The following is a 25525-nucleotide window of genomic DNA, read 5'->3' as shown; positions in this document are numbered from 1 at the left end:
TTTACTATCACTGGCAATTTTTAACGCACCTATACTTCAGCGATACCCAACTCTTGCAATACTGCAGTTCTGGCGTACTGCGCAACTTCGCGGCGGTGTGCACCCTCGGTGGAGATCGCTGGCAACCGAATCAACTCGGCGGTCATGCGTGGCGCTCGCAATATCACTGCCATACTCTCCGCAAATGTCATATCACCGATAAAATCAGCCGCCTGATGAAACTTGCCATCGGCATCCACGTAACGCACAACAAATGGTTGCACAGGTACTTTAGCCTCGATAGCAGCTTCAAATAAGTTCGCATGAAATGGCAACAATTTTCCTTGCGCCGAAGTTGTGCCCTCAGGAAAAAAAGCAATTCGCTTGCCGTCTGCAATCTGGTGTACCAGACCTTCATAGATACGACGTACTTCGCGTTGTTTGCCACGTGCTAAAAAAATCGTACCGGCTTTTTCGCACAAAAATCCAATCATAGGCCAATTGCGAATATCTGATTTAGCAACGAAATGGCAAGGGTGCAGAGTATTGATCACAAAAATATCCAACCAGGACACGTGATTAGAGACAATCACCGCACGATCCGCAATCACGCCGTTACTAGCGTCTTTAAATCTGACATCAACCGTACAAATTTCCAGCAATTGTTGTGACCATAGACGGACTTTGCTTTGTTGTTTTTCAACATCAATAAATGGAAACACAAAAACACACGTCATCAAACCAGAAAGCAAATGCAAAAAGACGCGGAAAAAATACCAGAAAAGCATGCTGAACTCACCAGATACTCAGTCAGAGTATCAATTAATTTTTTAATTTATTTAAATAAAATAAAGGGGAGTGAGGTTATAAAAACCTATACTCCCGCATTTTTCTTATTTCCTTGATTTTCTTCTGTAGCGCCGACTACTCTAATTATTTGAAGGACATAGAGGCATCCAACAAAATACTCTAATCAGAGATCACTACACAAGTAATAAATGCAAAGCACTAACGCACCGGATTGATGCACAGTATTAATGCAAAGTATTAATGTAAAGTATTAAAAGCAATGCGGCCAGAAACCATCGTCACCTTAACCACACCAGGCAATTCGTAACCAAGAAATAAAGTGTGCTTGCCTTGACTGATCAACGCTTTGGCTTCGACTTTCCAGCGATCTGCCGGATCAAAAATACACAGATCAGCACTATCTCCAACGGCCAACTTTCCAGCACCAATGCCTGCGACTTGCGCTGCCTTATAACTGATCGCCGCCAATGCCTGGCTGACAGACACTTCACCGCGACTGTCCTCTGCCCATTTCAATGCAAGTGACAATAACAATTCGAGGCCTGTTGCACCCGGCGTTGCCTCAGCAAACGGCAATAATTTTTCGTCGTCATCGACTGGTGTGTGATCCGAACAAATTGCGTCAATGGTGCCATCCACTAAGGCAGCCTTAATCGCATCGCGATCACGTTGACTGCGCAATGGTGGCGTCATTCTGGCGTTCGAATCAAAGAAGCCAATATCAGCATCCGTCAGATGCACATGGTGTGCGCCGACATCACAAGTTAATGGCAAACCTTCTTTTTTCGCCTTACGAATTAAATCTAAACCAGCAGCCGAAGAAATGCGGCATAGATGTACTTTCGCGCCAGTTGCACGCATGAGTTCAAACAGGGTATGCAATGCGATGGTTTCTGCCATCACCGGTACGCCAGATAAGCCCATACGCGACGCCAGCGGTCCACTATGTGCCACGCCACCTTTACCAATGTACGCATCTTGTGGGCGCAGCCAGACTGTGTAGCCAAAAGTCGCGGCATATTGCAAAGCACGTTGCAGCGTATTGGTGTCCGCTATCGTCTCTTCTGCCTGCGAGAAACCAATACAACCGGCATCCGTCAACGCTGACATCTCGGTCAAAGATTGACCTTTCAAGCCGATTGTTAACGCTCCGAGCGGATAAACGTGCGCTTTGTTTTGCATACGTGCTCTTTGCTTGAGCATCTCGACCAGACCCGATTCATCGAGTACCGGATCGGTATCTGGTGGACAAACCAGACTGGTCACGCCACCGCGCATCGCGGCTTGCAATTCTGATTCCAAAGTTGCTTTATATTCAAAGCCAGGTTCGCGCAAACGCGCGCTCAAATCGACCAGACCTGGCGCAACGACCAAACCTGTGGCATCAATCAGCTGATCAGCGACAAAGCCCTCAGGTGCCGCTCCCAGAGCAAGAATTTTTCCGTCTGCAACGAACACATCTTGAACGCTATCTTTACCGCTGGCTGGATCAATCACGCGACCATTTTTAATCTGTATTTTCATGTTCTTTATTCCCAGGACATCGCCACAATCAGGTGGTCTTTGAACTACCAACTTGACAACCTGATGAGCTTGTACGATTCATCAAATGTCGCCGCCGCTATTGCCTGCAACGATACTCATCACTGCCATACGGACAGCGATACCAAACGTCACTTGCGGCAAAATCACAGCCTGCGGACCATCTGCGACAGCAGAGTCGATCTCCACGCCACGATTCATTGGCCCTGGATGCATCACAATCGCATCCGGATGCGCCAGCGCCAGTCGTTCCGGGGTCAAACCGTAGCTTTTAAAATATTCCTGCGCTGAGGGCAGCAACGCACCACTCATGCGTTCGTTTTGCAGACGCAACATGATGATGACATCGACGCCTTTCAAACCTTCGTTCATATCGGTAAACACACGTACACCCATTTGCTCCAAGCCACCCGGCAGCAAAGTGTGCGGCCCGATAACACGAACTTCAGGAACACCCAAAGTGGTCAACGCATGAATGTCCGAACGGGCAACACGGCTATGCAATACGTCACCAACAATTGCGACAGTGAGATTCGTAAAATCTTTTTTGTAATGACGGATGGTGTACATATCGAGTAAACCCTGGGTCGGGTGCGCATGGCGACCATCACCTGCATTCACAACGTGAACATGGTGTTGCTTCGTATCATTGAGATGTTTGGCAATCAGGAATGGCGCACCAGACGTAGCGTGACGTACGACAAACATATCGGCATGCATCGCCGCCAGATTATCTATCGTATCGAGCAGCGATTCACCTTTACTGGTACTCGATGCCGCGATATTTAGATTGATCACGTCGGCAGATAAACGCTTGGACGCAATTTCAAATGTGGTACGGGTGCGGGTAGAGTTTTCAAAAAACAGATTGAAAACACTCTTACCGCGCATCAGCGGGACTTTTTTGACTTCCCGGTCACTGACGCTGACAAACGACGAGGCGGTGTCAAGAATGTGATTGATAATGGATTTTGGTAAGCCTTCTATCGTCAGCAAATGCTGAAGCTCACCATGTTTGTTTAATTGGGGATTATGCATGATCAATAGAGAAACTTAGTGTGCCATCGTCTGCACGTTGCAGATTGACAGAGACGGCGGGTTCAAATGAAGCGACATGAGCAATAAAATCAGCAGTGACTGGCAGCTCACGACCACCACGATCAACCAGTGCTGCAAGCATGACGCGAGCTGGCCGGCCATAGTCAAATAATTCGTTGATAGCGGCGCGGGTAGTACGGCCAGTATATAAAACATCGTCGACCAAAAGAATATGGGCACCATCCACTTCAAAAGGAATGTGGGTAGGTTTCACCTCCGCGTGCAAACCTTTGGCAGCGTAATCATCGCGATAAAAAGAGACGTCAATCTGACCTGCATTGTTGGTTAATCCTAAATCCCTCACCAGCCGCTCTGCAATCCAGACTCCGCCAGAGTAAATGCCAACGATAGAAATAGGATAGGCAACAGTTGTGATGTGGGTTTTGATGTGATTTAAAAGCTGCTGGTATAGCGCTTCTGCATTGAGGTTACTTGCAAGAGAGGTCATAGTGTCTCGTCAAAATATTGTTGCAGAATTAAAGCCGCGGCGTCATCGTCAATGTGTTCACCGCGTTGTCCATTGAGTACCGCTGATGTGTAGCGTTCATCAACCAATACCGTCGGCAAACTAAATCGACCTTGTAGCTGATTCGCAAACCGCGTGCAGCGTTGCGTCATTTCATGTGCTTCACCGTCAGGGTGCATAGGCAAACCAACCACGCATAATACCGGTTGCCAGTTTTTAATCAGTGCGGCCACTTCGGCAAATTTGGCGTCATTTGTCGTGGCATGAATAATTGCTAAGGGTTCAGCTTGTCTGAGGAAAGTATTCCCGACCGCGACGCCTATCCGTTTCAACCCAAAATCGAATGCCAGAACCGTACCTTCTGCAGATATACGCGCTGCGTCTTGCATCAGGCATGCCCCGCTATCGTCGCCAGCATCAGGGGATCAATCCCTAACAATTTAATGGCTGCATTAAAACGTTCTTCGAGCGGCAAAGAAAACACGATCTCCGGGTCAGCAAGGACGGTCAGCCATTGATTATCGAGTATTTCTTTTTCCAATTGTCCGGCACCCCAACCTGCGTAACCGACACTCATCAGAACGCGATCAGGGCCATCACCAGCAGCGATCGCTTCGAGCACATCACGCGATGTCGTGAAAGCAATATCATCGGTAACCTGCAATGAAGAAGTGTATTTGCCAACTGGGGCGTGCAAAACAAAGCCTCTATCGTCTTGAACCGGCCCACCAAACATGACAGGATCTTTACCCATAGGGTGTGAATCAGGAATATTTTCCAGCTTGAGATCAATGCGATCAAACAGACCAGCAACATTCATGTCCGTTGGGCGATTAATCAACATTCCCATTGCCCCACGCGGGCTGTGCTCACAGATAAACACCACCGAGCCGCCAAACACCGGATCTTGCATAGATGGCATGGCAATCAGGAAGTGATTGGTCAGATTTAACTCGGTAGACGAACTTTTTTCATCAGTCGCAGAACCATCTGTGTCTGACAATGCCATTGAAGGCGCAGACTTGTTACCAGCCAAGTCTGTTTTGAGGGTTTTTATTTGCTTCACCATCCTCGTATTCTAGCAGTTTTAACGTGTTTTTTCGATGTGTGCTAAGGTGTAATACTACCCTTAGTCTATTGATTTACAGCATTTTATGAGTGAAATCACCACCCCCTTCCCTCTCTCCCTGGTCTGGTTCCGCCGGGATTTGCGAAGCTTTGATCATGCCGCACTATTCCAAGCATTGCGTCAAAGCAAGCAAGTCATTGGCGTATTTGTTTTCGACAAAACCATCTTAGACCATTTGCCTGTAAATGACAGGCGCATCAGATTTATTCACGACAGCGTCATTGAATTGCAACAAGCCTTGCTCGATCTTGGAGGAGGTTTGATTGTCCGCTATGGAGAAGCGACTGATGTCATACCAGAATTAGTTGCGGAATTTGGTGCGCAGGCGGTCTTCGTCAATCATGATTACGAGCCTGCTGCTATTCGTCGCGATCAACAGGTTGCCACGACATTGAAGACACTTTCTTGCGAGTTAATTAGTTACAAAGATCAGGTCATTTTCGAAAAAGAGGAAGTTTTATCGTTATCGAACACGCCGTTCTCAGTATTTACGCCTTACAAAAATGCCTGGCTAAAAAAGTTTTATACGCAGAGTGATGATTTTTATTCACGAGCGTATCCCGTAGAAAAATATGCAGCAAATCTGAAAGCTGTGTCGCATTCTGAAGTTCCACTATTAGCGGCAATAGGGTTTGCTGAGGCACAGCAAAATCCAATTAACTTACCGGCAGGCATGTCTGGCGGGCAGCAACTGCTGGATGAGTTTACGAATCGCATGAAAGATTACGATATTGCACGCGATTTTCCTGCAATTAAAGGGCCGTCATATCTGTCGGTCCATCTGCGTTTTGGTACCGTTTCCATACGACATCTGGTACGTGAAGCGATGCAACAAATACGTACCGCGGCAAATCAGGGTGCGCAGATATGGTTAAATGAACTCATCTGGCGTGATTTTTATTTCATGATCTTGCATCATCATCCGCGTGTAGAAACCTCAGCATTCAAACCCGCCTATGATGCAATCCAATGGGAAAATGGTACGCAGGCCGACGCGCTTTTTCAAGCGTGGTGTGAAGGAAAAACCGGCTATCCGCTGGTTGACGCAGCGATGCATCAACTGAATCAGACGGGTTATATGCACAACCGCCTGCGCATGGTAACAGCCTGCTTTCTGATCAAAGATCTTGGTATAGACTGGCGTCGCGGGGAAGCTTATTTTGCGCAAAAGTTAAACGACTTTGATTTGTCTGCCAATAACGGTGGGTGGCAATGGGCTGCCTCTTCTGGTTGCGATGCGCAACCGTATTTCCGGATATTCAATCCCATCACACAATCTGAGAAATTTGATGCGGAAGGAAAATTTATACGTCGCTATCTGCCGCAATTAAGCAAGTTGGATAAACGCTCAATTCATGCACCATGGAAAGCTGCTCCATTGCTGCTACAGCAAGCAGGTGTCAAACTTGGTGAGCATTATCCTTATCCAATTGTTGACCATGACAGCGCCCGAAAGGCAACACTGACACGCTATGCAGTCGTGAAGAAAATTGATACCACTACGGAGTCAGAACATTAATCAAGGCAAAAATAAAAAAGCAGGGTTTCCCCTGCTTTTTTTGTTTTAAACGACTGGCATCAAACGATTACTGCCTGATCTTTCCCGACAAATTTCACAATCGCCGCCATCAAATCATCCTCGCGATAAGGCTTACCGAAGTATTCATTGACACCTAATTCTCTGGCGTAATTACGGTGTTTATCGGCAGTACGTGAAGTAATCATGATGATAGGAACATGCGCAGTACGCGCGTCGCTACGCACGTTACGGGTCAGATCGAAACCATCCATACGCGGCATTTCAATGTCGACCAACATAATGTCTGGCGTCACCGATTGTAATTGTTCCAACGCATCAATACCGTCTTTAGCCAGAATCACCTGATAGCCTTCACGTGTCAGCAAACGTTGCGTGACGCGACGTACAGTCAGAGAATCATCGACAACCATCACGGTATGCTGGGTACGTAATCCTTGTACAGGCTCTGTATTGACAGCAGTTTGTTGCTGCTGTTGCCGCAAATCAGCCACTGCACCCACATTCACTGCATCAGTACCGGCTTGTGGCAAACGCGCATGTTCATGCTCAAGACGATGCGCAAGTGGCACTGGATTAATAATCAATACGATCTCACCTGAACCAAGCACCGTCGCGCCAGCGATACCGATCATGCGAGATAATTGTGGGCCGATGTTTTTCACCACCACCTCGCGGTTACCGACGATATCATCCACGTGGATCGCGACACGGTCAGTACCACTCTTCATGATCAATAACGGTGTGTATTGCTGCGCCAGGGGCACTGCATCTCTGTGACCCAACAAGGCAGATAAATAATGCATAGAGACGCGTTGATCCTGCCAGATAACAGCACCATCGTTATAGGCGTTTGCCAGAGCATTCGCCTTTAAATGCTGAACTTGCTCTACCAAAACAGACGGTACGGCAAAAGTCCGACCACCAGAACTCAGCAACACAACCTGTGTCACCGCCAGAGTTAATGGCAAGTGAATCGTAAATTCTGCACCCTTACCTTCAACACTGGAGACCTCAACCCGACCACCCAAGGTTGCGGCTTCAGCCCGCACCACGTCCATACCCACACCACGGCCAGCTAACTCGGTAACCTCGGTCGCTGTTGAAAAACCGGGTTCAAAAATCATGCCCGCTGTTTCTGCATCAGATAAGGTTTCACCTTCCAGCAACAAGCCTAAAGTTTGCGCTTTCTGGCGGATATTGGCTAAATTCAAACCTTGACCATCGTCATTAAAGCGGATAACGACTTCGTTACCTTCTTGACGCACTTCGATGAGCAATTCACCGGTTTCATCTTTGCCAATCTGACGACGTGTTTGACGTGATTCGATACCGTGCACGATTGCATTACGTAACAAATGCTCAAACGGGCCAACCATTTTTTCCAACACGCCACGGTCCATCTCTACTGTGGTTCCACGGATATCCAGATTGACGCGCTTATCAATTTCCTTAGCTGTCTGGCGTGCAACGCGATATAGACGTTCAGAAACGCTGGCGAACGGAATCATACGCACGCGCATCAGATCTTGCTGTAGTTCACGTGTCAAACGAGCCTGCGTATGCAGATTCGTCGCGGCACCATCGATTGTACGATGCAGATTGTTTTGCACGGTTGCCACGTCGCTGACGCTCTCAGCCATCATGCGCGTCAATTCTTGCAAGCGCGTAAAGCGGTCAAATTCCAGAGGGTCAAACTCACGATCGGCGGAATGTGCCATACGGGAAGTAATCTGCGTTTCAGCCTGAATTTCCACTTCACGTAACTGATCGCGCAAACGAGTGACGTTTTCGGTCAACTCACCAAGCGAAGAGCGCAAAGTACTGACTTCATTCTCAAGACGTGAACGCGAAATAGAAACTTCACCTGCCTGATTGACTAAGCGATCAAGTACGTCAGCGCGCACCCTGACTAGCGGAACTGGTGCACCCGGTGCAACTGGCGCATTCAAGGCCGCATTCAACGCTGGCATCGCTTTGGTTGCCGTGGCACCAGCCAAAGGCATGACGGGCTTCAGGCTGACCATTTCGGTACTTGGAGCTGGCTCTGCATCACCTGCTGCGACGCTTTCCTGGAATTGATCAAGCTCTTGCGCAGCTGTCAGAGGCTCCTGGTTGAGCATAGGCACAGGATGTGCATCCGGATTTTGCAATCGATCGAACAGCAACATGCTGTGATCGTGTCTGACCAGCAAATCTTCTAACAAAGGTTGGCGCACCAGGCTACCTGCGTGCATCAGACTTTCGATACGGCTTTCCATATCGTGGATATGTTGCCCCAAGCCCATTGCACCAGCCATCCGCGCACTACCCTTGATGGTGTGCATGAGTCGCGCGATAGATTGAGGGATGGCGGTATCAGAAGGATGTTCTTGCCAGTTGCGTAGTAATTGGCCAACCATGGGCAAGAGATCATGCCCCTCTTCAAGGAATACTGGCAATAGATCCAGATCCAGGTCATCTTTAATTTGCAGACTTTGATCAGCAATTTGATGTGCCAATGCAGTTGATACAAGTTGCGCCGCAGCATCTTCGGACGCATTCGCAACAGTTGTCTGTGACGTTACATCATTATCTGCAGACCAATCCTTCAAATCTAATTTTTCATTAGTTGAAGTAATAAACTCTTCGTCAGCACCTGCATCAGAACGAGAAATAACATCCTGCAGTAAGAGTTCTAATTGACGAACATCGTCTTGCGCAAATTCAGCAATTTCTGACAAGGCAAATTTTTGCAGCATGCGTTTCGCTGTTTCCAGCGCGTGCTGCAAAGTATCAAATTCAGATGCTTGCAAAGTGACCGGATGACGTTCAAGTCTTTGCAATACCAGTTCCAGACTATGCGCCAAATCTTGCAATGGTTTCAGACCTACAGTGGCCGAACTACCCGCTAAAGTATGACTTGCGTGTATCGCATGTGTGGTTACGTTACGATGCGGCTCATGACGCCATTCAGCAAAATCTTGCGACAAGAAACGCACGATCTCATCGGTTTCTGCCATGTAAATTGAGTACAAGGGCAAACTAATTTCGAGATCACCGATGCGTTTGATATTGTCATCAAGACTCTGCGCAGGTTTGATCAAATCTGGGAAGTCCAGAATTTGTGCGTTTGATACAGGTTCTGAAATACTTTCTGAAGCTACGTGTTCATCGATAAATTCTGCACCGTGGTCTGCGACATGCTCTGGGACTTGTTCAGATACCGTCACGTCTGAGCTCGGCGCCGTATCAACGAGCGCGGCAGGAGCAAGTAATTCCGGCAAAATGACGTCAGCAGCAATCGTCGTCGTTGTTCCTAACGATGCGGCCAACAGATCATCCATGCTTGGCGTTGGTGATAAATCTACAGCAAATTCTGCTGCTTTGTTCAAGTCTGCTTGAGCCTGAGCTAACTGCTCAACATGATGAGTAACTTCTGGGTCATGCGTTAACTCAACAGCAGAATCTGTCATTTCTGGCAATTCTTCAAACGCTGGTGCAACAGGAGTAGCCAGATTCGATGATATGTCATTATGCAAAGAAATATCGCTTCCGAAATCAAACGGTTCCAGATCGCCTGACTCTGGCACACTTACGGCTTCAATTTCAGGTAAGGCTGACGCGACGATTTCCTCATTGTGAGGTGGTTCGATTGCCTCATTCACTTGCAGTTCATTGAGGTCAAAATTCAGAGATTCTAAACCAACATCAGCAAGCTTATTATCGTGAATCAGATCATGCGTTGGGGCTGGAGATTCAGAGAGGCTTGCTAGCTCTGAATGTTTTTCAAGAATGACATCAAGATGATTATCGACCGCAGGGGTAGCATTTGCAACGGGTGCTGGATGTATCGCCGTTTCAATTGACGCTTCCTGATAATCAAGACCAGCTTTAACGCGCTCTGCTGCAGCAATAATGGCGTTGCCAGTTCTTGCAGAATGCCCGTGCTGTTTGAGTTCTCCAACCCACAAAACCATTTCCGCTGCCGTATGTTCCAGTAAACCATACAGATTGTCATTACCAGGGCGTGACTCAGACAACCACGAGTTCATGACTTGCTCAATATTCCAGGCAGTCTCACCAAACACATTCAAACCTACCATGCGGCTGCTGCCCTTCAAGGTATGGAATGAACGACGTAAGCTAGTCAGATATTCTTGATTGTCACTATCGCGTTTTGATAATGGCAAAGTTTCCTGCACAAACGCTAGTACTTCCTCAGCTTCGCTCAGGAATATCTCCAACAGTTCGGCATCAATAGCTTCATCTGTTTGCGGCAAATCGACATGCACGTCCGCATGAACTGGCTCAGCAGCGCCGCTAGTAACAGCAATGATATCTTGCAAGTTCTCTGCAGAATGTTCTTCGTTTGTCTGCGCCAATAGATCGATCGCTGCATTGGCTCGTTCACTTGCATTAGTATCATCGAGCAATTTCGCCACAGAACGTTCTGACTCCAGAGAATCTTTGAGCTGTGCTTGCAGCTCTTTATCTTCCGGATTTTCAGACAGAGAAACGGCCAGACGCGCAGATTCATGCTGCTGATGCAGCAACTCTTCTTCAGCCGTTGCCACGTATGCCTGTGAATGATCTTGATGCTGGTTGCTATCAGTTGTATCAGTTGTATCAGGGCTTTGAATGTCTTCCGCTGTCGGTAATAGTTCTTTATGTGACACTGCTTCCAATAAATTCGAACGGAAGGTACCAGTAACTTCATCAAAGCTGAATTTCTTCTTAGCCGTTTCTGGCTGTGCTTTCAGCGTCTCGATAAAGAAGCTCAGTGCGCCGATATTTTGCGCAACTTTTTGATGCTCATCCACGCGTTCAGCAATGGCTGGCTCATCGTCAGAACTCACTGGAATCGCAAACTTGGCCACCAAGGAACGTGTCTGATTGACGGCCTTCATCGCATCATCCTGATCCAACATGGCCAATGCACCGCCTATCTGATGCAATACGTCATCGACGTTTTTCAATGATTCATGATGGCCCGGATCACGGAAGTATTCATCCAGATTTTTCTCAACCTGGCGCAAACTGACTTGCATTTCCGCAACCAGTACGCCCATCGTTTGACGCTGCTGGGCTTCGCGGGAAATTTCACCCATCCATGCAGTTTGCGATTGTGGTTCATCACCAGAAACAATAGACAACAAGCGCGCTGTTATTTCTTCCGCCCGTTCAGAAAAGTGCGCAGGCAAGCGAGTGATCTGGTCTAATGCGGTTTCGACGAATAATAAGCTTGTAGCGAGTTCTATGCCCAACTTCGAGGTATCGGCAGAATGTGCCACATGACGTGAAATACCGCTTAATTCGCGCAAAAGTTTGGATAAAGCTGGCGCATTTAAACCGTTACCGGTTTCTGCCAGATCTTTCATTTTTTGCGAAAATTTATCGGCTAGGCCATTTTCGCCGTTAGCAATGCGTCCCCACAGATTTTTGACAGCGGTTAATTGTTCTTTAGCGGCACTCAGCACACCGGCTGCGATCTGACCGTAATTTTTTTGGTCATAATCAAATGGAACGGTATTATCTAACTGGTAGGCCTGCCGTATACTAGCAACCAATGGCGTTGGTGATTTAGCTTGAGCCAGAAAGAATAATGCATCTCTTAACAAACGTTCAGGAATAGCGGTAACGCCATCCACCAGACGACGGATCTGCAAATTGATGCGGCCAAATATTTGTTTAGCGTATTGTTGATTGTCGATCCCGCCTTGGGCCACTGCTTCCACAAAAGCGCACATGACAACCCAAAATGCCTTCGCCTGAGAATTGGTTTGAGCCAAATCGATTTCATGCACCACGTCACGCATGGATTGGGCGGCAGCACGCTGTGCTTGCTCATCTTTGCTTGTCAGAAACGTTAGCAATAATTTTTCAAAACGCTGACGTAAGCCGACATAAGAAGCCAACGAGTTTCCGTTTATAACCGCTAATTCGGGTACTCTACTTTGCGCCGACAATGCGGGGAAAAATAAGTCGGCTGGATGAATGCGTTCGGCACCTTTTAGCTCCAACAAGGCGCGATAGTATGGGAACAGTCTGACTGGCTGATGTGCAGACCCAGACAATAAATCTTCGAGATAACGCAATACGGCGTGAAACGCATCGAGAATGACATCGACATTCGACGCATTCATTTCTAGCTGTCCGGTTTGCAATCGCTCAAGCAATTCTTCTATGGTTTCGGTAACAATAGAGACGCCATCAATATCGACAATCTGCAAGGCTCCATGCGCCTGATGCAAATAGCTTTTTGCATGCAAGATCGTGGTTGATCTGGTTTCTAAATCTTGTGCAAGTGCCTCTTTGAGCATCTTGCCTGCATTAGTAACTGCTTCACGCACTTCCGCCATAACCCAGGAAAGCGGTCCAGTATCAAACTGATCCTGGGGCAGAGGTGACGAATTTGGAAAATCGGATGTCATGCGTGCTCCGCAAACTCAAGAGACGATGAAACCAAGTTCATCGTCTTGAAATAGGACAGGGTCGTCACACAATGAGGCAACGACCCAAAGACAGGAAAATCAGGCAGCCACACGGAAACGTGATACGGAGTTTTTCAATTCTTCCGCTAACAACGACAATTGTTTAATAGAGTCTGCTGTTTGTTGCGTACCGTTTTGGGTTTGCTCTGTGATCGTCAAAATGTGTTGAATGTTTTGTGCAACACCGTTCGCTGATGTCGCTTGCTGTTCTGTCGCCAGAGAAATGCCTTGAATCAGTTCTGCCAGACGGTTAGAAACGCTACGAATCTCGGACAACGCCGTACCGGCCGCATCTGACAAACGTGCTCCCTCAACCACACCCTGAGTCGATTTTTCCATCGCAGCTACTGCATCATGGGTATCTGTCTGAATCGTACGTACCAACGCACCAATCTGTTTGGTCGCTTCGGCTGAACGTTCCGCCAGTCGCTGAACCTCTTCCGCAACCACCGAGAAACCTCGACCCGCTTCACCTGCAGATGCCGCCTGAATCGCCGCATTCAACGCCAAAACGTTGGTCTGTTCGGTAATGTCAGAAATCAGTTCAGTGATCTCACCAATCTCTTGTGAAGATTCACCGAGTCGTTTAATCCGCTTGGATGTTTCCTGAATTTGTTCGCGAATCTCATTCATACCCTTGATCGCGTCTTCCACGGCATGAGCACCTTGCTCCGCCGCAGCAACCGATTGACGCGCAACTTCCGCTGATTCGTTAGCTGAGCGTGAAACGTCGGTAATTTCTGCAGCCATTGTCAAAACGACCTGGCCTGCATCGGTAATTTCACGTGATTGTTGCTCCGAAGCTTCCAACAAATTATTAGAAACACCCTGCGCATCATTCGACGCTGAAGTAACCTGCTCTGCTGTTTTAGTAACACGACCAACCAGTCCACGCAACTCTTCCACCGTGTAGTTTACCGAGTCGGCAATCGCGCCGGTAATGTCTTCGGAAACGGTTGCTTGCACCGTCAAGTCACCATCCGCCACTTCCTGCAATTCATTCATCAGACGCAAAATCGCGGCCTGATTTTGATCGTTTGCGGCTTTTGCCTCTTCTTCTTGCTTTTGCGCTTGCAACATTTGTGACGCGGCTTCTTGACGACGTTCATTCGCCTCTTTAGCACGGTTGCGGCTATCCTGCAACAGAACCAATGCAATACCAACCGCTGCTAACAACGCGACAGCACCTGAGACCAGCAGCAACCAGAAAGATAAACTAATCGAATCTTGCTCTGCAGTATACGTTTTCTGGAGTTTGGCAAATTTAGTTTTTAAATCTTCGTTTTCGTTAAACACCAACTGCTCAGACTGTTTTGCAGCGATAAAATTTTGCAAGTTGCCGAGGATGGTAGAGACTGAAGCACGATAGTCTTCAAACGTTTTTTGTAGTTCTTCGAGTTTGTCCCGGGTATCCGCATCCTTAGTCACCGTCAGACGCAATACATCACTACCTTTTAAGAAACCATCAACCAGATCACGGAAAGTATTAGTATCCTTACCCAACAAAAACGCTGTTTCCGGATTAACACCTTCAGATGTCAGGAATTCATTCGCGCTACGACCCAGACGTTGGGTCAACATGACCAACTGACCGGATGCAGAAATTTCACGAGCAGAACCGCCGCCTTGCACTTTCAAGGTCGAAATTTGCTCAGTCAACTCGAGCAAAGCTGGGGACAAAGAGTTCAATTTTTGCAAAGTTTGACCGAAACCAGTCAACTCTTTGCGACGAGACAAAATAGTCTCCGCAGCTTTATTGGAGTTTTGCCAGGTCTTTGATGTATCTAGCAAAACCGCTTCTAGCGCAGAATTTGCTTTATCAACGTTACGGCCTTGATAGTTACCGCCTTTAAGCAAAATTTCCAGATCAGAGTTAATCTCTTTGCGACTATCTTCCAGCTGCTTAAACGCTTCAACGTTACCCTGAATCGCATTCGGAGCTGCCTTACCGATACGCTGGGAGTGCATCAGCATGTCACCAGAAATCTGTACCTGGGTAGAAACCAGCGCTGATTGACTAGCATTCAGCCATACAAAGAAACCACCTGCTATCAGCGCCGCACCCATCGTGGTGGACAATACGCGCATCTGCTGTTGCAGCGTCATCTTGCCAATGACTGGCAAGCGAATATCGCCACCTTTTTCTAAGGCGTCACCAATAAAAGTCGCGTCCGCCTTATTGTCCAGCTTGTCATTTAATACTGCCGGGTTAGCGTCAGTTGACGCGGCAACCTCGGGATTCAACATTTTGACGTTGTTCGCGTCTTCAACTTCAACCGAATCAGCATTACCGAACGACCTTGCCGCGACTTCTGCTCCGTCTATTTCCGGATTTTCTTTTCCCTTGGACAAGAACGGTAGTTTAAATGCCATTACTAAGTCTCCTAAACGATTGACAAGCTTTCAGTATTGCTTTAAATACAAACTGACTACAAACCTATTTGCAAAAATTCCTGGTCTTGCACTAAAGCAGCCAGGCTCAACTTATGCCAGATATTCCCATCACGGTCACGATATTTACACTGCAACCATACATGCTTTTCTGACAAACCTTCATCGGACACAACTTCTTCCATTTCAGCGATATTTCTCAAGCCCAAGACCTGCGAAACCAGCAAACCGCTATTAAATGCTAAAACTGGCGCAAATGCGACAATCCGGCAAGCATTATCAAGTTTTGTGCCTTCATTTCCCTGAAAACGCGGCAAATCAACGACACTTGTCAAGTTACCGCGAATGTTTGACAAACCTACATACCATTCCTTTGTCAGCGGAACATTAGTCAGCGACGATGCACTTACAATCTCACCAGCCTCACGCAGTTCAAGTAAATAACGTACTTGTCCAACCATAATGCCTAACTGATTGACTTGGGTAAAGTCACCGCGCTGAGCGGCTTGCATGCGTTCAACCAACTGCGCCTGAAATTCGCGCAAACGCGTACGTCGTACGCCACCTTCAGGTCTGGTTACTTCCAGATTGGCGGCAACAGGGTCACTCAAAGTCTGGGTCATGAGGCTATCCGGGTATTTCTAAAAATGAACACGAAAATCTGATCTATCTGTTCTGCCAGGCCGTTAAGATGCAGACTAGTATTAGCCGAGTGCGGCAATCTTAGCCAGCAATTCTTGCGGATCAATCGGCTTCACCAGGTAATCGCGAGCCCCTTGACGTAAGCCCCAGATGCGATCCGTTTCCTGATTCTTGCTAGTACAGATAATCACTGGAACATCTTGCGTCTCAGGATCTTTAGCAATCGCACGGGTAATCTGAAATCCATTCTGTCCCGGCATCACAACGTCCATCAAAATCAATTGCGGTTTATCCGCTTTAATTTTTGTCAGCGCCTCTTCTCCGCTTTCTGCTGTAGAAACAGAAAAACCATTTTTAACCAGAACGTCCGTTAAAAAATAACGTTCTGTTGGGGAGTCGTCTACTACTAAAATTTTCTGAATAGCCATTTTCTTCATACCTCACGTAAAACTGATTTATTTACTATGCTCTTCGGAAGTGTAATTCCGCACAGTTTTCAGCAGACTATCTTTTGTAAAAGGTTTAGTCAGATATTCATCTGAACCCACCATGGCGCCACGCGCTCTGTCAAATAAGCCATCCTTGGAAGACAGCATAATAACGGGAGTATCACGGAATTTCGCACTCTTTTTTATCAGTGCACAGGTTTGATAACCATCGAGCCGTGGCATTAAAATGTCGCAAAAAATCAAATCCGGATGAGAATCGTTGATCTTTGCCAGAGCATCAAACCCGTCTTCGGCTAATACGATCTTATAACCAGCTTGCCCAAGAAATATCTCAGCCGATCGACGTATAGTACTACTATCGTCTATCACCATGATTTTCAGGTTTTCGTTGCTTGCCAGAATTGACATAGAATCATCTCTTTTCAACAGAATTGTCTCAAGCTAGCACTGTAGCAAAATTTTTTGAATTGGCGTTTATTTTCCGTGAATAAACATTTAATACAACTAAAAAAATGCAAATTCGCGGTTAAATCGCAACCATTTCAAAGTCTTCTTTGCGCGCACCACACTCAGGACAAGTCCAATTCATCGGAACATCTTGCCAACGCGTGCCAGCAGGAATGCCTTCTTCAGGCAACCCTTGCTCTTCATCATAGACCCATCCACAGATTAAACACATCCATGTAGTAAATTCTTGCTGACCACTTGCATTATCGCTCACGACTAAAACCCTTCAATCAAGTAAAATATTAAAACTAACGCATGAAATTTTCAAAACGACATCAAATTCCATCATTCGGGCTAATACGAATTTATTAAAGCTAGCTATATTAATCTACCCAACGTGCAAAACCAAATTTCCCCGCTCATTCTTAGCTTCGGCGCGTCAGATCCCGTCGCCGCCACCGGTTTATTTGCCGACCTTGCCTCGTTTGCTGCTATGGGTTGCCATGGATTACCGATAATTACCGCGGTATTGACTGGCGATACAGCACAAATTGATAGTATCCATCCAATCGACGCCGATCTGGTTGATGAGCAGGCGCGAACGATATTAGAAGATATGACGGTGGTAACTTTTAAAGTCGGTCAGGTAGGCAGCGTTGACAATGCAACAACGATTGCCGAAATCGTTTCCGACTATCCGGAAATGCCTTTAATTCTCGATCCATTCAATACCACGATCACCGAACAAATAGCTGATGCTGAAGATTTGACCTTATCGATTCGCGAATTACTCATTCCTCAAGCAACTTTGCTATTAATTTCGGCAGTTGAGCTGTCACGCCTGGCGGAAACCTGGAAAGAAAATACGGAAGCTGAAGATCTGACCGCCGATGTCATGACGCTCATCGATTCTGGCTGCGAATTCGTGCTGGTCACAGGCACACCGAGCGCCAATGGCGAAATTGCCAACACCTTATTCAATGAGTCGGGCATCGTCAGAAGAGACATATGGCCACGAATTCCCGGCTCGTTTGCCGGTGCGGGTTCGACACTATCTGCAGCAATTGCCGCGCTGATGGCAAATGGCCTTGAAGTTCCTGAGGCAGTTTTAGAGGCACAAGAATATACGCAGGCCGCTATCAGCCACTCACAGCAATTTGGCATGGGGAAATTCATTCCCGACCGATATTTCTGGGCTAAAGAAAATGAATAAAGCTGGTGTCAAGCAGATAGACAGATTCAATTAATCTTCCTATCTGCATGACCTACAAAGTAATACTCGAAGATGAAATCATTCCCTAAGCGCTGACATATTACCTCTTTGTTTATCTGACATTGAAAGGGGCAGCCTCGGTAGCACAGACATGCAGCATGGATACTTTAGTTACACAAAACACTCCCACTCTGATCGCACATCATGACGAACAAGAACGAAACCTTATTTAACCGAGCCCAAAAAACTACGCCAGGTGGTGTTAATTCACCAGTACGCGCCTTCCGCTCAGTCGGCGGCACCCCACGTTTCATCACACGTGCCGAGGGCCCTTACTTCTGGGATGCGGATGATCGTCGTTACATCGATTACATCGGCTCATGGGGCCCGGCGATCGTTGGTCACGCACACCCACAAGTCGTCAGCGCAGTACAGGTTGCGGCAGCACGTGGCCTGAGCTTCGGAGCACCAACTGAAGGTGAAGTTCTGATGGCAGAAGAAATCTGCAAACTGGTTCCTGGCGTTGAACAAGTGCGCCTCGTGTCTAGCGGCACTGAAGCGACCATGAGCGCATTACGTCTGGCGCGCGGCGCAACAAAACGTGACAAGATCATCAAGTTTGAAGGTTGCTATCACGGTCACGCTGATTCACTGCTGGTCAAAGCGGGCAGCGGCTTGCTAACCTTTGGCAATCCAACCTCGGCTGGTGTTCCAGAAGACTTCAGTAAGCACACATTGGTTCTTGATTACAACAACTGCGAGCAACTGGAAGAAGTGTTTCAATCCATCGGCGACCAGATTGCTTGCGTGATTGTCGAACCCATTGCTGGCAATATGAATCTGATCCGTGCCACGCCAGCGTTTTTAGAAACCATGCGTCGCCTATGTAGCGCACATGGCAGCGTTTTGATTTTTGACGAAGTGATGTGTGGTTTCCGTGTTGGTTTACATGGTGCGCAAGCACTGTATCAAGTGCAAGCCGATATTGTCTGCATGGGTAAAGTGATCGGCGGCGGCTTACCGGTCGCTGCCTTTGGTGGTCGTGCAGACCTGATGGGGCATATGGCACCTTTGGGTGGCGTGTATCAGGCGGGTACACTGTCTGGCAATCCAGTCGCTGTAGCCGCTGGGATGACAACACTGAAAATCATTCAGGAAGATGGTTTCTACGAAACATTGAGCGCACAAACACGCAAACTGGTTGATGGTCTGGCAGCGGCAGCCAAAGAAGCTGGTGTCACGTTCTGCGCAGATGCCGTGGGTGGTATGTTTGGATTGTATTTTGCAGCTAAAGTACCTACATCCTATGCGGAAATGATGGCGAGTGACAAAGAAAAATTCAATCGCTTTTTCCACCTAATGCTCGATGCTGGCGTCTACCTTGCACCATCAGCGTTTGAAGCCGGCTTCGTATCTATCCAGCATGACGATGCGATTGTTGATGCTACGATAGCGGCGGCTATGCAAGCATTCGCTCAACTTTAATTTAACTAGATTAAAAAATAGTCTGAGCATGTAAGCGGCTTACCAAGGCAAATGCTTTGCTAAGCCGCTTTCCTATTGAGTGCAGCGTTTATTATCTTACTTGTGCTTATTTTCTGAAATCAACTTCGGCAATCCGTCCAGGCAAATTGAGCTTCGCCGTTGGTTTCGCGGTTTCACTGATGATTGTGCCGCGCCGGATAACGTAGCGCCGCACTGGTCTGATACGCAAAGCCTCAATACTATTGCTCGCATCAAGAATGACAAAATCGGCATAACATCCGGGTACTAATCCGTACCGTTCTAACCCGAAAATCTTAGCTGGTGCCATAGTCACTGCATCAAAACATTGACGCATTGCTTGCTGCCCGGTCATTTGCGCCACATGCAAACCCATGTGAGCAACTTCCAACATATCGCCAGACCCCAGGCTGTACCATGGATCCATCACGCAATCATGGCCAAACGCGACATCAATACCTGCCGCAATCATTTCGGGTACTCGCGTCATGCCACGGCGCTTTGGATAGGTATCGTGCCGCCCTTGCAGGGTGATATTAATAAGTGGATTGGCAATGGCAGCAACACCAGCTTCACTAATCAGCGGTAATAGTTTACTGACATAATAATTATCCATAGAATGCATCGAGGTCAGATGCGAACCAGCGACCCTCCCCTGCATTCCCAGTCTTTGTGCCTGATAAGCGAGGGTCTCAATATGACGTGAGAGTGGATCATCAGATTCGTCGCAATGCATATCTACTCTGAGCCCGCGATCTGCCGCAAACTCACATAGAATTCGTATCGATTCAGCGCCATCGGCCATGGTGCGTTCAAAATGGGGAATTCCGCCCACCACATCGACGCCCATAACTATTGCGCGCTTCAGATTGTCCAAAGCAGTTTTGCTGCGCAATAATCCATCTTGTGGAAATGCCACCAATTGTAAATCCAGATACGGTGCGACGCGACGCTTTACTTCCAATAATGCTTCAACTGCCAGCAAGCGATCATCACAAATATCGACATGCGAGCGAATCGCCAGCAAACCTTTAGCAACGGCCCAATCACAATATTGCATTGCTCTGGTAATCAATGCTTCTTGTGTTAGCGAAGGTTTGAGCTCGCCCCATAATGCAATACCTTCGAGCAAGGTTCCGGATTGATTTACTCGCGGCAATCCATAACTGAGTACCGCATCCATATGAAAATGTGCATCAACAAATGGCGTTGTCAGCAAATTGGCCTGCGCGTCGATTTCAGGTAAGCCACTGACAGCTAAATGCTTACCAACTTCAACAATTAGTCCTTGTCGCACTAAGATATCTACGCCTGTTTGGCCATCGGGTAAATTGGCGTTGCGAATCAACAGATCATTCATACATATCCTTTTACAGAAAAAACCTCATACCACGCCAAGTCTGACCAGTCTTGCAACGCTGCATTTCTGCAATACGTGCTCAAAGCCGCTTCAACTTGGATTCGAATAGCATTTGCTTCTAAAACTAGTTTGCAAAAATTTTAACCGTTCCGGCGATCCTACGGCATAATCTAGGCACAGAAAGGCAGGATTTTTATGGCAACAATGAAACAGGTCGCAGAAAAAGCAGGCGTATCAACCACTACCGTTTCCCATGTTATCAACAACACTCGCGTGGTCAGCGAAGATGCACGTGAACGGGTGCTGTCCGTCATCCAGGAATTACGTTACATACCAAGTGCAGTGGCGCGCAGTCTGAAGAATGATCGTACCCACACCATAGGAATGATGATCCCGAACAACTCCAATCCATATTTTGCCGAGGTAATTCAGGGGATAGAGGACGCGTCGTTCAAGCTTGGTTATAACATCATCTTATGTAATTCTTACGATGACCCGAAAAAACAAGCTGCGTATATTCGCGTGCTAATGGAAAAACGGATTGACGGCCTGATTTTAGTCTCGTCAGGCACGGATGAAGACTTAACCCAATTGCTGGCCAACGAAGGTATTCCTAAGGTACTGGTCGATCGCGAAGTCACTGGCGTAGTAGCAGACCTGATTGAAGCTGATCATGTACAAGGTGGTTATGACGCAACACGGTACCTGATCGATCTGGGCCACAAAAAAATCGCCTGTGTCGCCGGCCCCAAAACCCTGCTTCCGAGTGGTGGTCGGGTAACTGGTTATTTGCGTGCTTTACAAGAAGCCGGTATCAACTTCAATCCAGCCTATTTGATTCATAGTGATTTTACCAGCCAGGGTGGGTTCAATGCTTTTCAGGAATTGTTATCGCGAGATGATCGTCCTACAGCAATTTTTGCGAGTAATGATTTGATGGCGATTGGCGGTATTTGTGCAGCGAATCAAGCCAACGTCAAAATACCGCAACAACTATCAGTAGTTGGTTACGACGATATTGCGCTTGCGTCTTTCAGCACACCGCCATTGACCACCATCTCTCAACCAAAACACGCTATCGGTCAGCTAACTGCACAGATTCTGGTCGACAGAATTGCCAATCCTGAGTCACCAATGCGGCGTGAGATGCTGAGTTCCCAATTAATTACACGCCAATCGACTTCACCACCGGCTGAGACATAAACTCAAAGAGCCTCCGTTTAATGAAAGCGCTTTACATTTACATTACCAGGAGGCCTCTTATTTAAAAGAACATTAAGTTCGGTAATAACTCGTTTTGCAATGCCACCAGCACACGGTTAAGGACTTGCAAAAGAATCAGCGCCGCCATGGGGGAAAAATCCAAACCTCCCAGTGGTGGCAACACTTTCCGCAATGGAAATAGTACTGGCTCATTCAAAGCACGTACAAAAGGCGCGAAAGGCGCATGTGGATTGACCCAGCTAAAGATCGCCTCAAGCACCAATAAGGCCATAAGCCCATAAATGATCCATTGCAACACACGGAACAATGCTAAGACCGCAATCGCTACAATTGGAAAACGAGCCATTAACCAATAGTCAATTGCCATCGATAAGAAAGCAGCCAAAAAAACCGCAATCAGGCTTGCCCAATCATACCCCCTAAATCCCGGTACCACCCTGCGTATTGGGTGCACAATCCAGTCCGTCAATTGAAAAATGGCTTGCGCCAAACCCATCGGTGGTCGCACTCGTTGGACTTGCATCCAAAAGCGGAGCAGCAAAAAACCAGCCAGTAGTCCAGTCACCGTATCAATGACAAAAGTTAAAATATCGTGCAGCACAAGTTGTCCTTAAAAAAAACCCACCGGGTGACGAATCACGCAGTGGGTATTGTGCCTGAATTCAATCAGGCGTCCAAGCATATAAAGAATTACGCTGGACGATTACCAGTTGGGAAAGGCCATGCTGCATTTGCACTAACAACTGTTTTTGCATCAGGTGTTGCTGCTTTTGCCGCTACCTTTTTCGCTGCTGGTTTAGCTGCTACTTTTTTAGCCGCTGGCTTTGCTGCTGCTTTCGCTGCTGGCTTTGCTGCTGGCTTTGCTGCTGGCTTTGCTGCTGGCTTTGCTGCTGCTTTCGCTGCTGGCTTTGCCGCTGCTTTTTTAGCTGCTGGCTTCGCTACAGCTTTTGTTGCTGCCTTAGCTGCTGGCTTCGCTGCTGCTTTTTTAGCAGCTGGTTTCGCTGCTGGTTTAGCTGCTGCTTTTTTCGCTACTGGCTTTGCTACTGGCTTTGCTACAGCTTTTGTTGCTGCCTTAGCTGCTGGCTTCGCTGCTGCTTTTTTAGCTACTGGCTTTGCAACTACTTTTACCGCTGCTTTTTTTGCTGCTGGCTTAGCTGCTGCCTTCGTTGCTTTTGCTGCTGGCTTAGCTGCTACCTTTGTTGCCTTTGCTGCTGGCTTCACTGCTGCTTTTTTCGCTGCTGGTTTTGCTGCGACTTTTTTAGCTGCTGGTTTTGCTGCGGCTTTTGTTGCTTTCGCTGCTGGCTTAGCTGCTGCCTTCGTCGCTTTTGCTGCTGGCTTAGCTGCTGCCTTCGTTGCCTTAGCTACTGGCTTAGCTGCTGCCTTCGTTGCTTTTGCTGCTGGCTTAGCCGCTGCCTTCGTTGCTTTTGCTGCTGGCTTAGCCGCTGCCTTCGTTGCTTTTGCTGCTGGCTTAGCCGCTGCCTTCGTTGCTTTTGCTGCTGGCTTAGCTGCTGCCTTCGTGGCCTTAGTTGCTGGTTTAGCTGCTGCTTTGGTTGCTTTTGCTGCTGGCTTCGCTGCTGCCTTAGTTGCCTTAGCTGCTGGTTTAGCAGCTTTCTTTACTGCTGCCTTTTTAGCAGGCTTCTTCGCTACTGCTTCGTCCGCAGACGGTTGTGGTGCTGTTGCCATTTTGTTTCTCCTTCGATCGAGATGGAAAAAATCAGGTAAAAATTAAAATCCGCTCTATCCTTTCAAGCGGATTATTCAAAGGCGCAAACAAGATAGCTGTTTGCGCTAATGAATACGGCACCAGCTGAACTGCTGCATTGCCTCTGTAAATGCAGCACTTCAGCCATATGATTTACTCTTCATGTAATGAGAGGAAGTGGTAAACCAAAAAAAACGCCCGCATTACATGCCGGCGTCGGTATCTTTTTGTAGAACACGCAGAGCACGACCAAAAGCCGCAAGTCCCAGCCTTGCCAGGAATTGCGGCACTAACAGTTCAAAGCTATGTAGTCTTAGACTGTCCATTCAGTTTGGTGAGGCCTCTCGAGTTTTACATCTCGTGCAAACCGTGAGCATTCCATTTCAGGAATCGGGGCGCTGACTTCAGCTGTTTATTCCCAATTCAAAGCTCCACCGGTTTGATACTCAATCACGCGCGTTTCAAAAAAGTTGCGTTCTTTTTTCAGATCTATCATTTCGCTCATCCAAGGGAATGGATTCTCTTCTTGAGGGAACAAAGCATCTAGACCGATTTGCTGTGCGCGGCGATTTGCGATAAATCGTAAATATCCTTTAAACATAGGCGCATTTAAACCTAGCACTCCACGCGGCATTGTATCCTCTGCGTAGCGATATTCCAACTCCACCGCACGCAAAAACAACGATTTAATTTCATCGCGAAACTCTGCAGTCCACAAATGTGGATTTTCCATCTTTATCGTATTGATCAAATCGATCCCGAAATTGCAGTGCATCGATTCGTCACGCAAGATGTATTGGTATTGTTCGGCAGCGCCCATCATTTTATTTTGACGACCCAAAGCCAGAATCTGCGTAAAGCCAACGTAGAAAAACAGACCTTCCATCAAGCATGCAAACACGATCAGAGAACGTAATAAAGTCTGATCCGCTTCAGTCGTACCAGTCTTGAATTCAGGATTGGTCAACACGTCAATGAATGGAATCAGGAACTGATCTTTATCGCGAATCGATTCAACTTCATTGTAGGCATTGAAGATTTCTCCTTCATCCAAGCCCAGTGACTCAACGATATACTGGTAAGCATGGGTATGAATCGCTTCCTCAAAAGCCTGACGCAATAAATACTGACGGCACTCAGGTGCAGTGATATGGCGATAGGTTCCCAACACAATGTTATTCGCAGCCAGTGAGTCTGCAGTCACAAAGAATCCCAGATTACGCTTAACCAGACGGCGTTCATCTTCAGTCAAACCATTCGGATTTTTCCACAGTTCAATATCACGTTGCATATTGATTTCTTGCGGCATCCAGTGATTTGCGCAACCTGCCAGATATTTATCCCATGCCCATTTATATTTAAACGGAACCAGTTGGTTGACGTCTGTCTGACCATTAATGATGCGTTTGTCAGCAGCATTCACACGACGCGCCATATCGTCCACACTTACCGCCTCTGCCTTTACAGCAACCGCAGGGCTCATCAAAACATCAGATTGTTGCGCAGGTTTCAATACTGGCGCTGCGGGAGTTACTTCATCATCCCAAGATAACATTTCTT

At 47.3% G+C, this 25525-nt stretch carries 21 protein-coding genes; 5 read left to right on the top strand and 16 right to left on the bottom strand.

Annotated features, from left to right (window positions below; all coding sequences use genetic code 11):
• Positions 1 to 29 precede the first annotated feature (29 nt).
• The 6 genes from H8K32_RS04890 to H8K32_RS04865 form a co-directional block, all read right to left on the bottom strand.
• Positions 30 to 767, bottom strand: coding sequence for a lysophospholipid acyltransferase family protein (locus tag H8K32_RS04890; RefSeq protein ID WP_186911357.1), 738 nt, complete (start codon positions 765 to 767; stop codon positions 30 to 32).
• Between the two features lie 259 nt (positions 768 to 1026).
• On the bottom strand, positions 1027 to 2313 hold the full coding sequence (locus tag H8K32_RS04885; protein ID WP_186911356.1) for a dihydroorotase: 1287 nt from the start codon (positions 2311 to 2313) through the stop codon (positions 1027 to 1029).
• 81 nt (positions 2314 to 2394) lie between these two features.
• Positions 2395 to 3369 carry an aspartate carbamoyltransferase catalytic subunit gene (locus H8K32_RS04880; RefSeq protein ID WP_186911355.1) on the bottom strand — a complete coding sequence of 325 codons (975 nt, stop codon included), beginning with the start codon at positions 3367 to 3369 and terminating at the stop codon, positions 2395 to 2397.
• Positions 3362 to 3877 carry a bifunctional pyr operon transcriptional regulator/uracil phosphoribosyltransferase PyrR gene (pyrR, locus tag H8K32_RS04875; protein WP_186911354.1) on the bottom strand — a complete coding sequence of 172 codons (516 nt, stop codon included), beginning with the start codon at positions 3875 to 3877 and terminating at the stop codon, positions 3362 to 3364. Before pyrR ends, H8K32_RS04880 begins: the two co-directional genes overlap by 8 nt.
• Positions 3874 to 4284 (bottom strand): Holliday junction resolvase RuvX, encoded by a 411-nt coding sequence (gene ruvX / locus H8K32_RS04870; RefSeq protein ID WP_186911353.1) that lies wholly within the window; start codon positions 4282 to 4284, stop codon positions 3874 to 3876. Before ruvX ends, pyrR begins: the two co-directional genes overlap by 4 nt.
• Entirely contained in the window at positions 4284 to 4964 is a 681-nt protein-coding gene (locus tag H8K32_RS04865; RefSeq protein ID WP_390312150.1) for a YqgE/AlgH family protein, read from the bottom strand. The genes ruvX and H8K32_RS04865 overlap by 1 nt, the downstream gene beginning before the upstream one ends.
• An 85-nt stretch (positions 4965 to 5049) precedes the next feature.
• On the opposite strand from H8K32_RS04865, the gene H8K32_RS04860 reads away from it, so the two are divergent.
• Positions 5050 to 6543: a cryptochrome/photolyase family protein gene (locus tag H8K32_RS04860; RefSeq protein ID WP_186911352.1), complete on the top strand. Its 1494-nt coding sequence runs from the start codon at positions 5050 to 5052 to the stop codon at positions 6541 to 6543.
• Between the two features lie 59 nt (positions 6544 to 6602).
• Here the strand turns inward: H8K32_RS04860 and H8K32_RS04855 are convergent, their stop codons facing one another.
• The 6 genes from H8K32_RS04855 to H8K32_RS04830 all read right to left on the bottom strand — a co-directional run bounded on the left by H8K32_RS04855 (position 6603) and on the right by H8K32_RS04830 (position 17195).
• Entirely contained in the window at positions 6603 to 12974 is a 6372-nt protein-coding gene (locus H8K32_RS04855; RefSeq protein WP_186911351.1) for an Hpt domain-containing protein, read from the bottom strand.
• A 99-nt stretch (positions 12975 to 13073) separates the two neighbouring features.
• Positions 13074 to 15407: a methyl-accepting chemotaxis protein gene (locus H8K32_RS04850; RefSeq protein ID WP_186911350.1), complete on the bottom strand. Its 2334-nt coding sequence runs from the start codon at positions 15405 to 15407 to the stop codon at positions 13074 to 13076.
• A 56-nt stretch (positions 15408 to 15463) separates the two neighbouring features.
• Positions 15464 to 16048, bottom strand: coding sequence for a chemotaxis protein CheW (locus tag H8K32_RS04845; protein ID WP_186911349.1), 585 nt, complete (start codon positions 16046 to 16048; stop codon positions 15464 to 15466).
• A gap of 81 nt (positions 16049 to 16129) precedes the next feature.
• Complete coding sequence (locus H8K32_RS04840; RefSeq protein ID WP_186911348.1) at positions 16130 to 16495, bottom strand: response regulator transcription factor; 366 nt, start codon at positions 16493 to 16495, stop codon at positions 16130 to 16132.
• Between the two features lie 27 nt (positions 16496 to 16522).
• The gene (locus H8K32_RS04835) at positions 16523 to 16924 is read right to left on the bottom strand and encodes a response regulator (RefSeq protein ID WP_186911347.1); all 402 of its coding nucleotides are present in this window, start codon (positions 16922 to 16924) and stop codon (positions 16523 to 16525) included.
• Between the two features lie 118 nt (positions 16925 to 17042).
• Positions 17043 to 17195: a rubredoxin gene (locus H8K32_RS04830; protein ID WP_186911478.1), complete on the bottom strand. Its 153-nt coding sequence runs from the start codon at positions 17193 to 17195 to the stop codon at positions 17043 to 17045.
• A 165-nt stretch (positions 17196 to 17360) separates the two neighbouring features.
• Here H8K32_RS04830 and thiD point away from each other — a divergent pair, with 165 nt between their 5' ends.
• Positions 17361 to 18176: a bifunctional hydroxymethylpyrimidine kinase/phosphomethylpyrimidine kinase gene (thiD, locus tag H8K32_RS04825; protein WP_186911346.1), complete on the top strand. Its 816-nt coding sequence runs from the start codon at positions 17361 to 17363 to the stop codon at positions 18174 to 18176.
• Positions 18177 to 18380: 204 nt separating this feature from the next.
• Complete coding sequence (hemL, locus tag H8K32_RS04820) at positions 18381 to 19661, top strand: glutamate-1-semialdehyde 2,1-aminomutase (protein WP_186911345.1); 1281 nt, start codon at positions 18381 to 18383, stop codon at positions 19659 to 19661.
• 106 nt (positions 19662 to 19767) lie between these two features.
• Here the strand turns inward: hemL and H8K32_RS04815 are convergent, their stop codons facing one another.
• Entirely contained in the window at positions 19768 to 21039 is a 1272-nt protein-coding gene (locus tag H8K32_RS04815) for an amidohydrolase family protein (RefSeq protein ID WP_186911344.1), read from the bottom strand.
• 195 nt (positions 21040 to 21234) lie between these two features.
• On the opposite strand from H8K32_RS04815, the gene H8K32_RS04810 reads away from it, so the two are divergent.
• Positions 21235 to 22242, top strand: a complete 1008-nt coding sequence (locus tag H8K32_RS04810) for a LacI family DNA-binding transcriptional regulator (RefSeq protein ID WP_186911343.1) — start codon at positions 21235 to 21237, stop codon at positions 22240 to 22242.
• Between the two features lie 61 nt (positions 22243 to 22303).
• On the opposite strand, the gene H8K32_RS04805 is transcribed toward H8K32_RS04810, so the two are convergent.
• Positions 22304 to 22864: a YggT family protein gene (locus H8K32_RS04805; RefSeq protein WP_186911342.1), complete on the bottom strand. Its 561-nt coding sequence runs from the start codon at positions 22862 to 22864 to the stop codon at positions 22304 to 22306.
• Positions 22865 to 22867: 3 nt separating this feature from the next.
• On the opposite strand from H8K32_RS04805, the gene H8K32_RS20655 reads away from it, so the two are divergent.
• A complete protein-coding gene (locus H8K32_RS20655) occupies positions 22868 to 23992 on the top strand; it encodes a hypothetical protein (RefSeq protein WP_222613014.1) in 1125 nt (374 codons plus the stop codon).
• Positions 23993 to 24168: 176 nt separating this feature from the next.
• On the opposite strand, the gene H8K32_RS20555 is transcribed toward H8K32_RS20655, so the two are convergent.
• Both H8K32_RS20555 and H8K32_RS04795 read right to left on the bottom strand, forming a co-directional pair.
• Positions 24169 to 24291: a hypothetical protein gene (locus tag H8K32_RS20555; protein ID WP_281388390.1), complete on the bottom strand. Its 123-nt coding sequence runs from the start codon at positions 24289 to 24291 to the stop codon at positions 24169 to 24171.
• Between the two features lie 86 nt (positions 24292 to 24377).
• Positions 24378 to 25520, bottom strand: a complete 1143-nt coding sequence (locus H8K32_RS04795) for a ribonucleotide-diphosphate reductase subunit beta (RefSeq protein WP_186911340.1) — start codon at positions 25518 to 25520, stop codon at positions 24378 to 24380.
• Between the last annotated feature and the right edge of the window lie 5 nt (positions 25521 to 25525).

Origin of the sequence: Cognatundibacterium jejuense, from assembly GCF_014284255.1 — a bacterium.
Taxonomy (GTDB): Bacteria; Pseudomonadota; Gammaproteobacteria; order Burkholderiales; family Burkholderiaceae_D; genus Undibacterium; species Undibacterium jejuense.
The sequence above is the reverse complement of the archived record's forward strand: the minus strand, read 5'-3'. Positions and strand labels throughout refer to the sequence as shown.

Coding starts and splice junctions, on each gene's coding strand:
- H8K32_RS04850 (WP_186911350.1), bottom strand. CDS start 15,407: ATGGCATTTAAACTACCGTTCTTGTCCAAGGGAAAAGAAAATCCGGAA.
- H8K32_RS04845 (WP_186911349.1), bottom strand. CDS start 16,048: ATGACCCAGACTTTGAGTGACCCTGTTGCCGCCAATCTGGAAGTAACC.
- hemL (WP_186911345.1), top strand. CDS start 18,381: ATGACGAACAAGAACGAAACCTTATTTAACCGAGCCCAAAAAACTACG.
- pyrR (WP_186911354.1), bottom strand. CDS start 3,877: ATGACCTCTCTTGCAAGTAACCTCAATGCAGAAGCGCTATACCAGCAG.
- ruvX (WP_186911353.1), bottom strand. CDS start 4,284: ATGCAAGACGCAGCGCGTATATCTGCAGAAGGTACGGTTCTGGCATTC.
- H8K32_RS04860 (WP_186911352.1), top strand. CDS start 5,050: ATGAGTGAAATCACCACCCCCTTCCCTCTCTCCCTGGTCTGGTTCCGC.
- H8K32_RS04815 (WP_186911344.1), bottom strand. CDS start 21,039: ATGAATGATCTGTTGATTCGCAACGCCAATTTACCCGATGGCCAAACA.
- H8K32_RS04855 (WP_186911351.1), bottom strand. CDS start 12,974: ATGACATCCGATTTTCCAAATTCGTCACCTCTGCCCCAGGATCAGTTT.
- H8K32_RS04865 (WP_390312150.1), bottom strand. CDS start 4,964: ATGGTGAAGCAAATAAAAACCCTCAAAACAGACTTGGCTGGTAACAAG.
- H8K32_RS04840 (WP_186911348.1), bottom strand. CDS start 16,495: ATGGCTATTCAGAAAATTTTAGTAGTAGACGACTCCCCAACAGAACGT.
- H8K32_RS04890 (WP_186911357.1), bottom strand. CDS start 767: ATGCTTTTCTGGTATTTTTTCCGCGTCTTTTTGCATTTGCTTTCTGGT.
- H8K32_RS04810 (WP_186911343.1), top strand. CDS start 21,235: ATGGCAACAATGAAACAGGTCGCAGAAAAAGCAGGCGTATCAACCACT.
- H8K32_RS20555 (WP_281388390.1), bottom strand. CDS start 24,291: ATGGACAGTCTAAGACTACATAGCTTTGAACTGTTAGTGCCGCAATTC.
- H8K32_RS04830 (WP_186911478.1), bottom strand. CDS start 17,195: ATGTGTTTAATCTGTGGATGGGTCTATGATGAAGAGCAAGGGTTGCCT.
- H8K32_RS04795 (WP_186911340.1), bottom strand. CDS start 25,520: ATGTTATCTTGGGATGATGAAGTAACTCCCGCAGCGCCAGTATTGAAA.
- H8K32_RS04885 (WP_186911356.1), bottom strand. CDS start 2,313: ATGAAAATACAGATTAAAAATGGTCGCGTGATTGATCCAGCCAGCGGT.
- H8K32_RS04880 (WP_186911355.1), bottom strand. CDS start 3,369: ATGCATAATCCCCAATTAAACAAACATGGTGAGCTTCAGCATTTGCTG.
- H8K32_RS04835 (WP_186911347.1), bottom strand. CDS start 16,924: ATGTCAATTCTGGCAAGCAACGAAAACCTGAAAATCATGGTGATAGAC.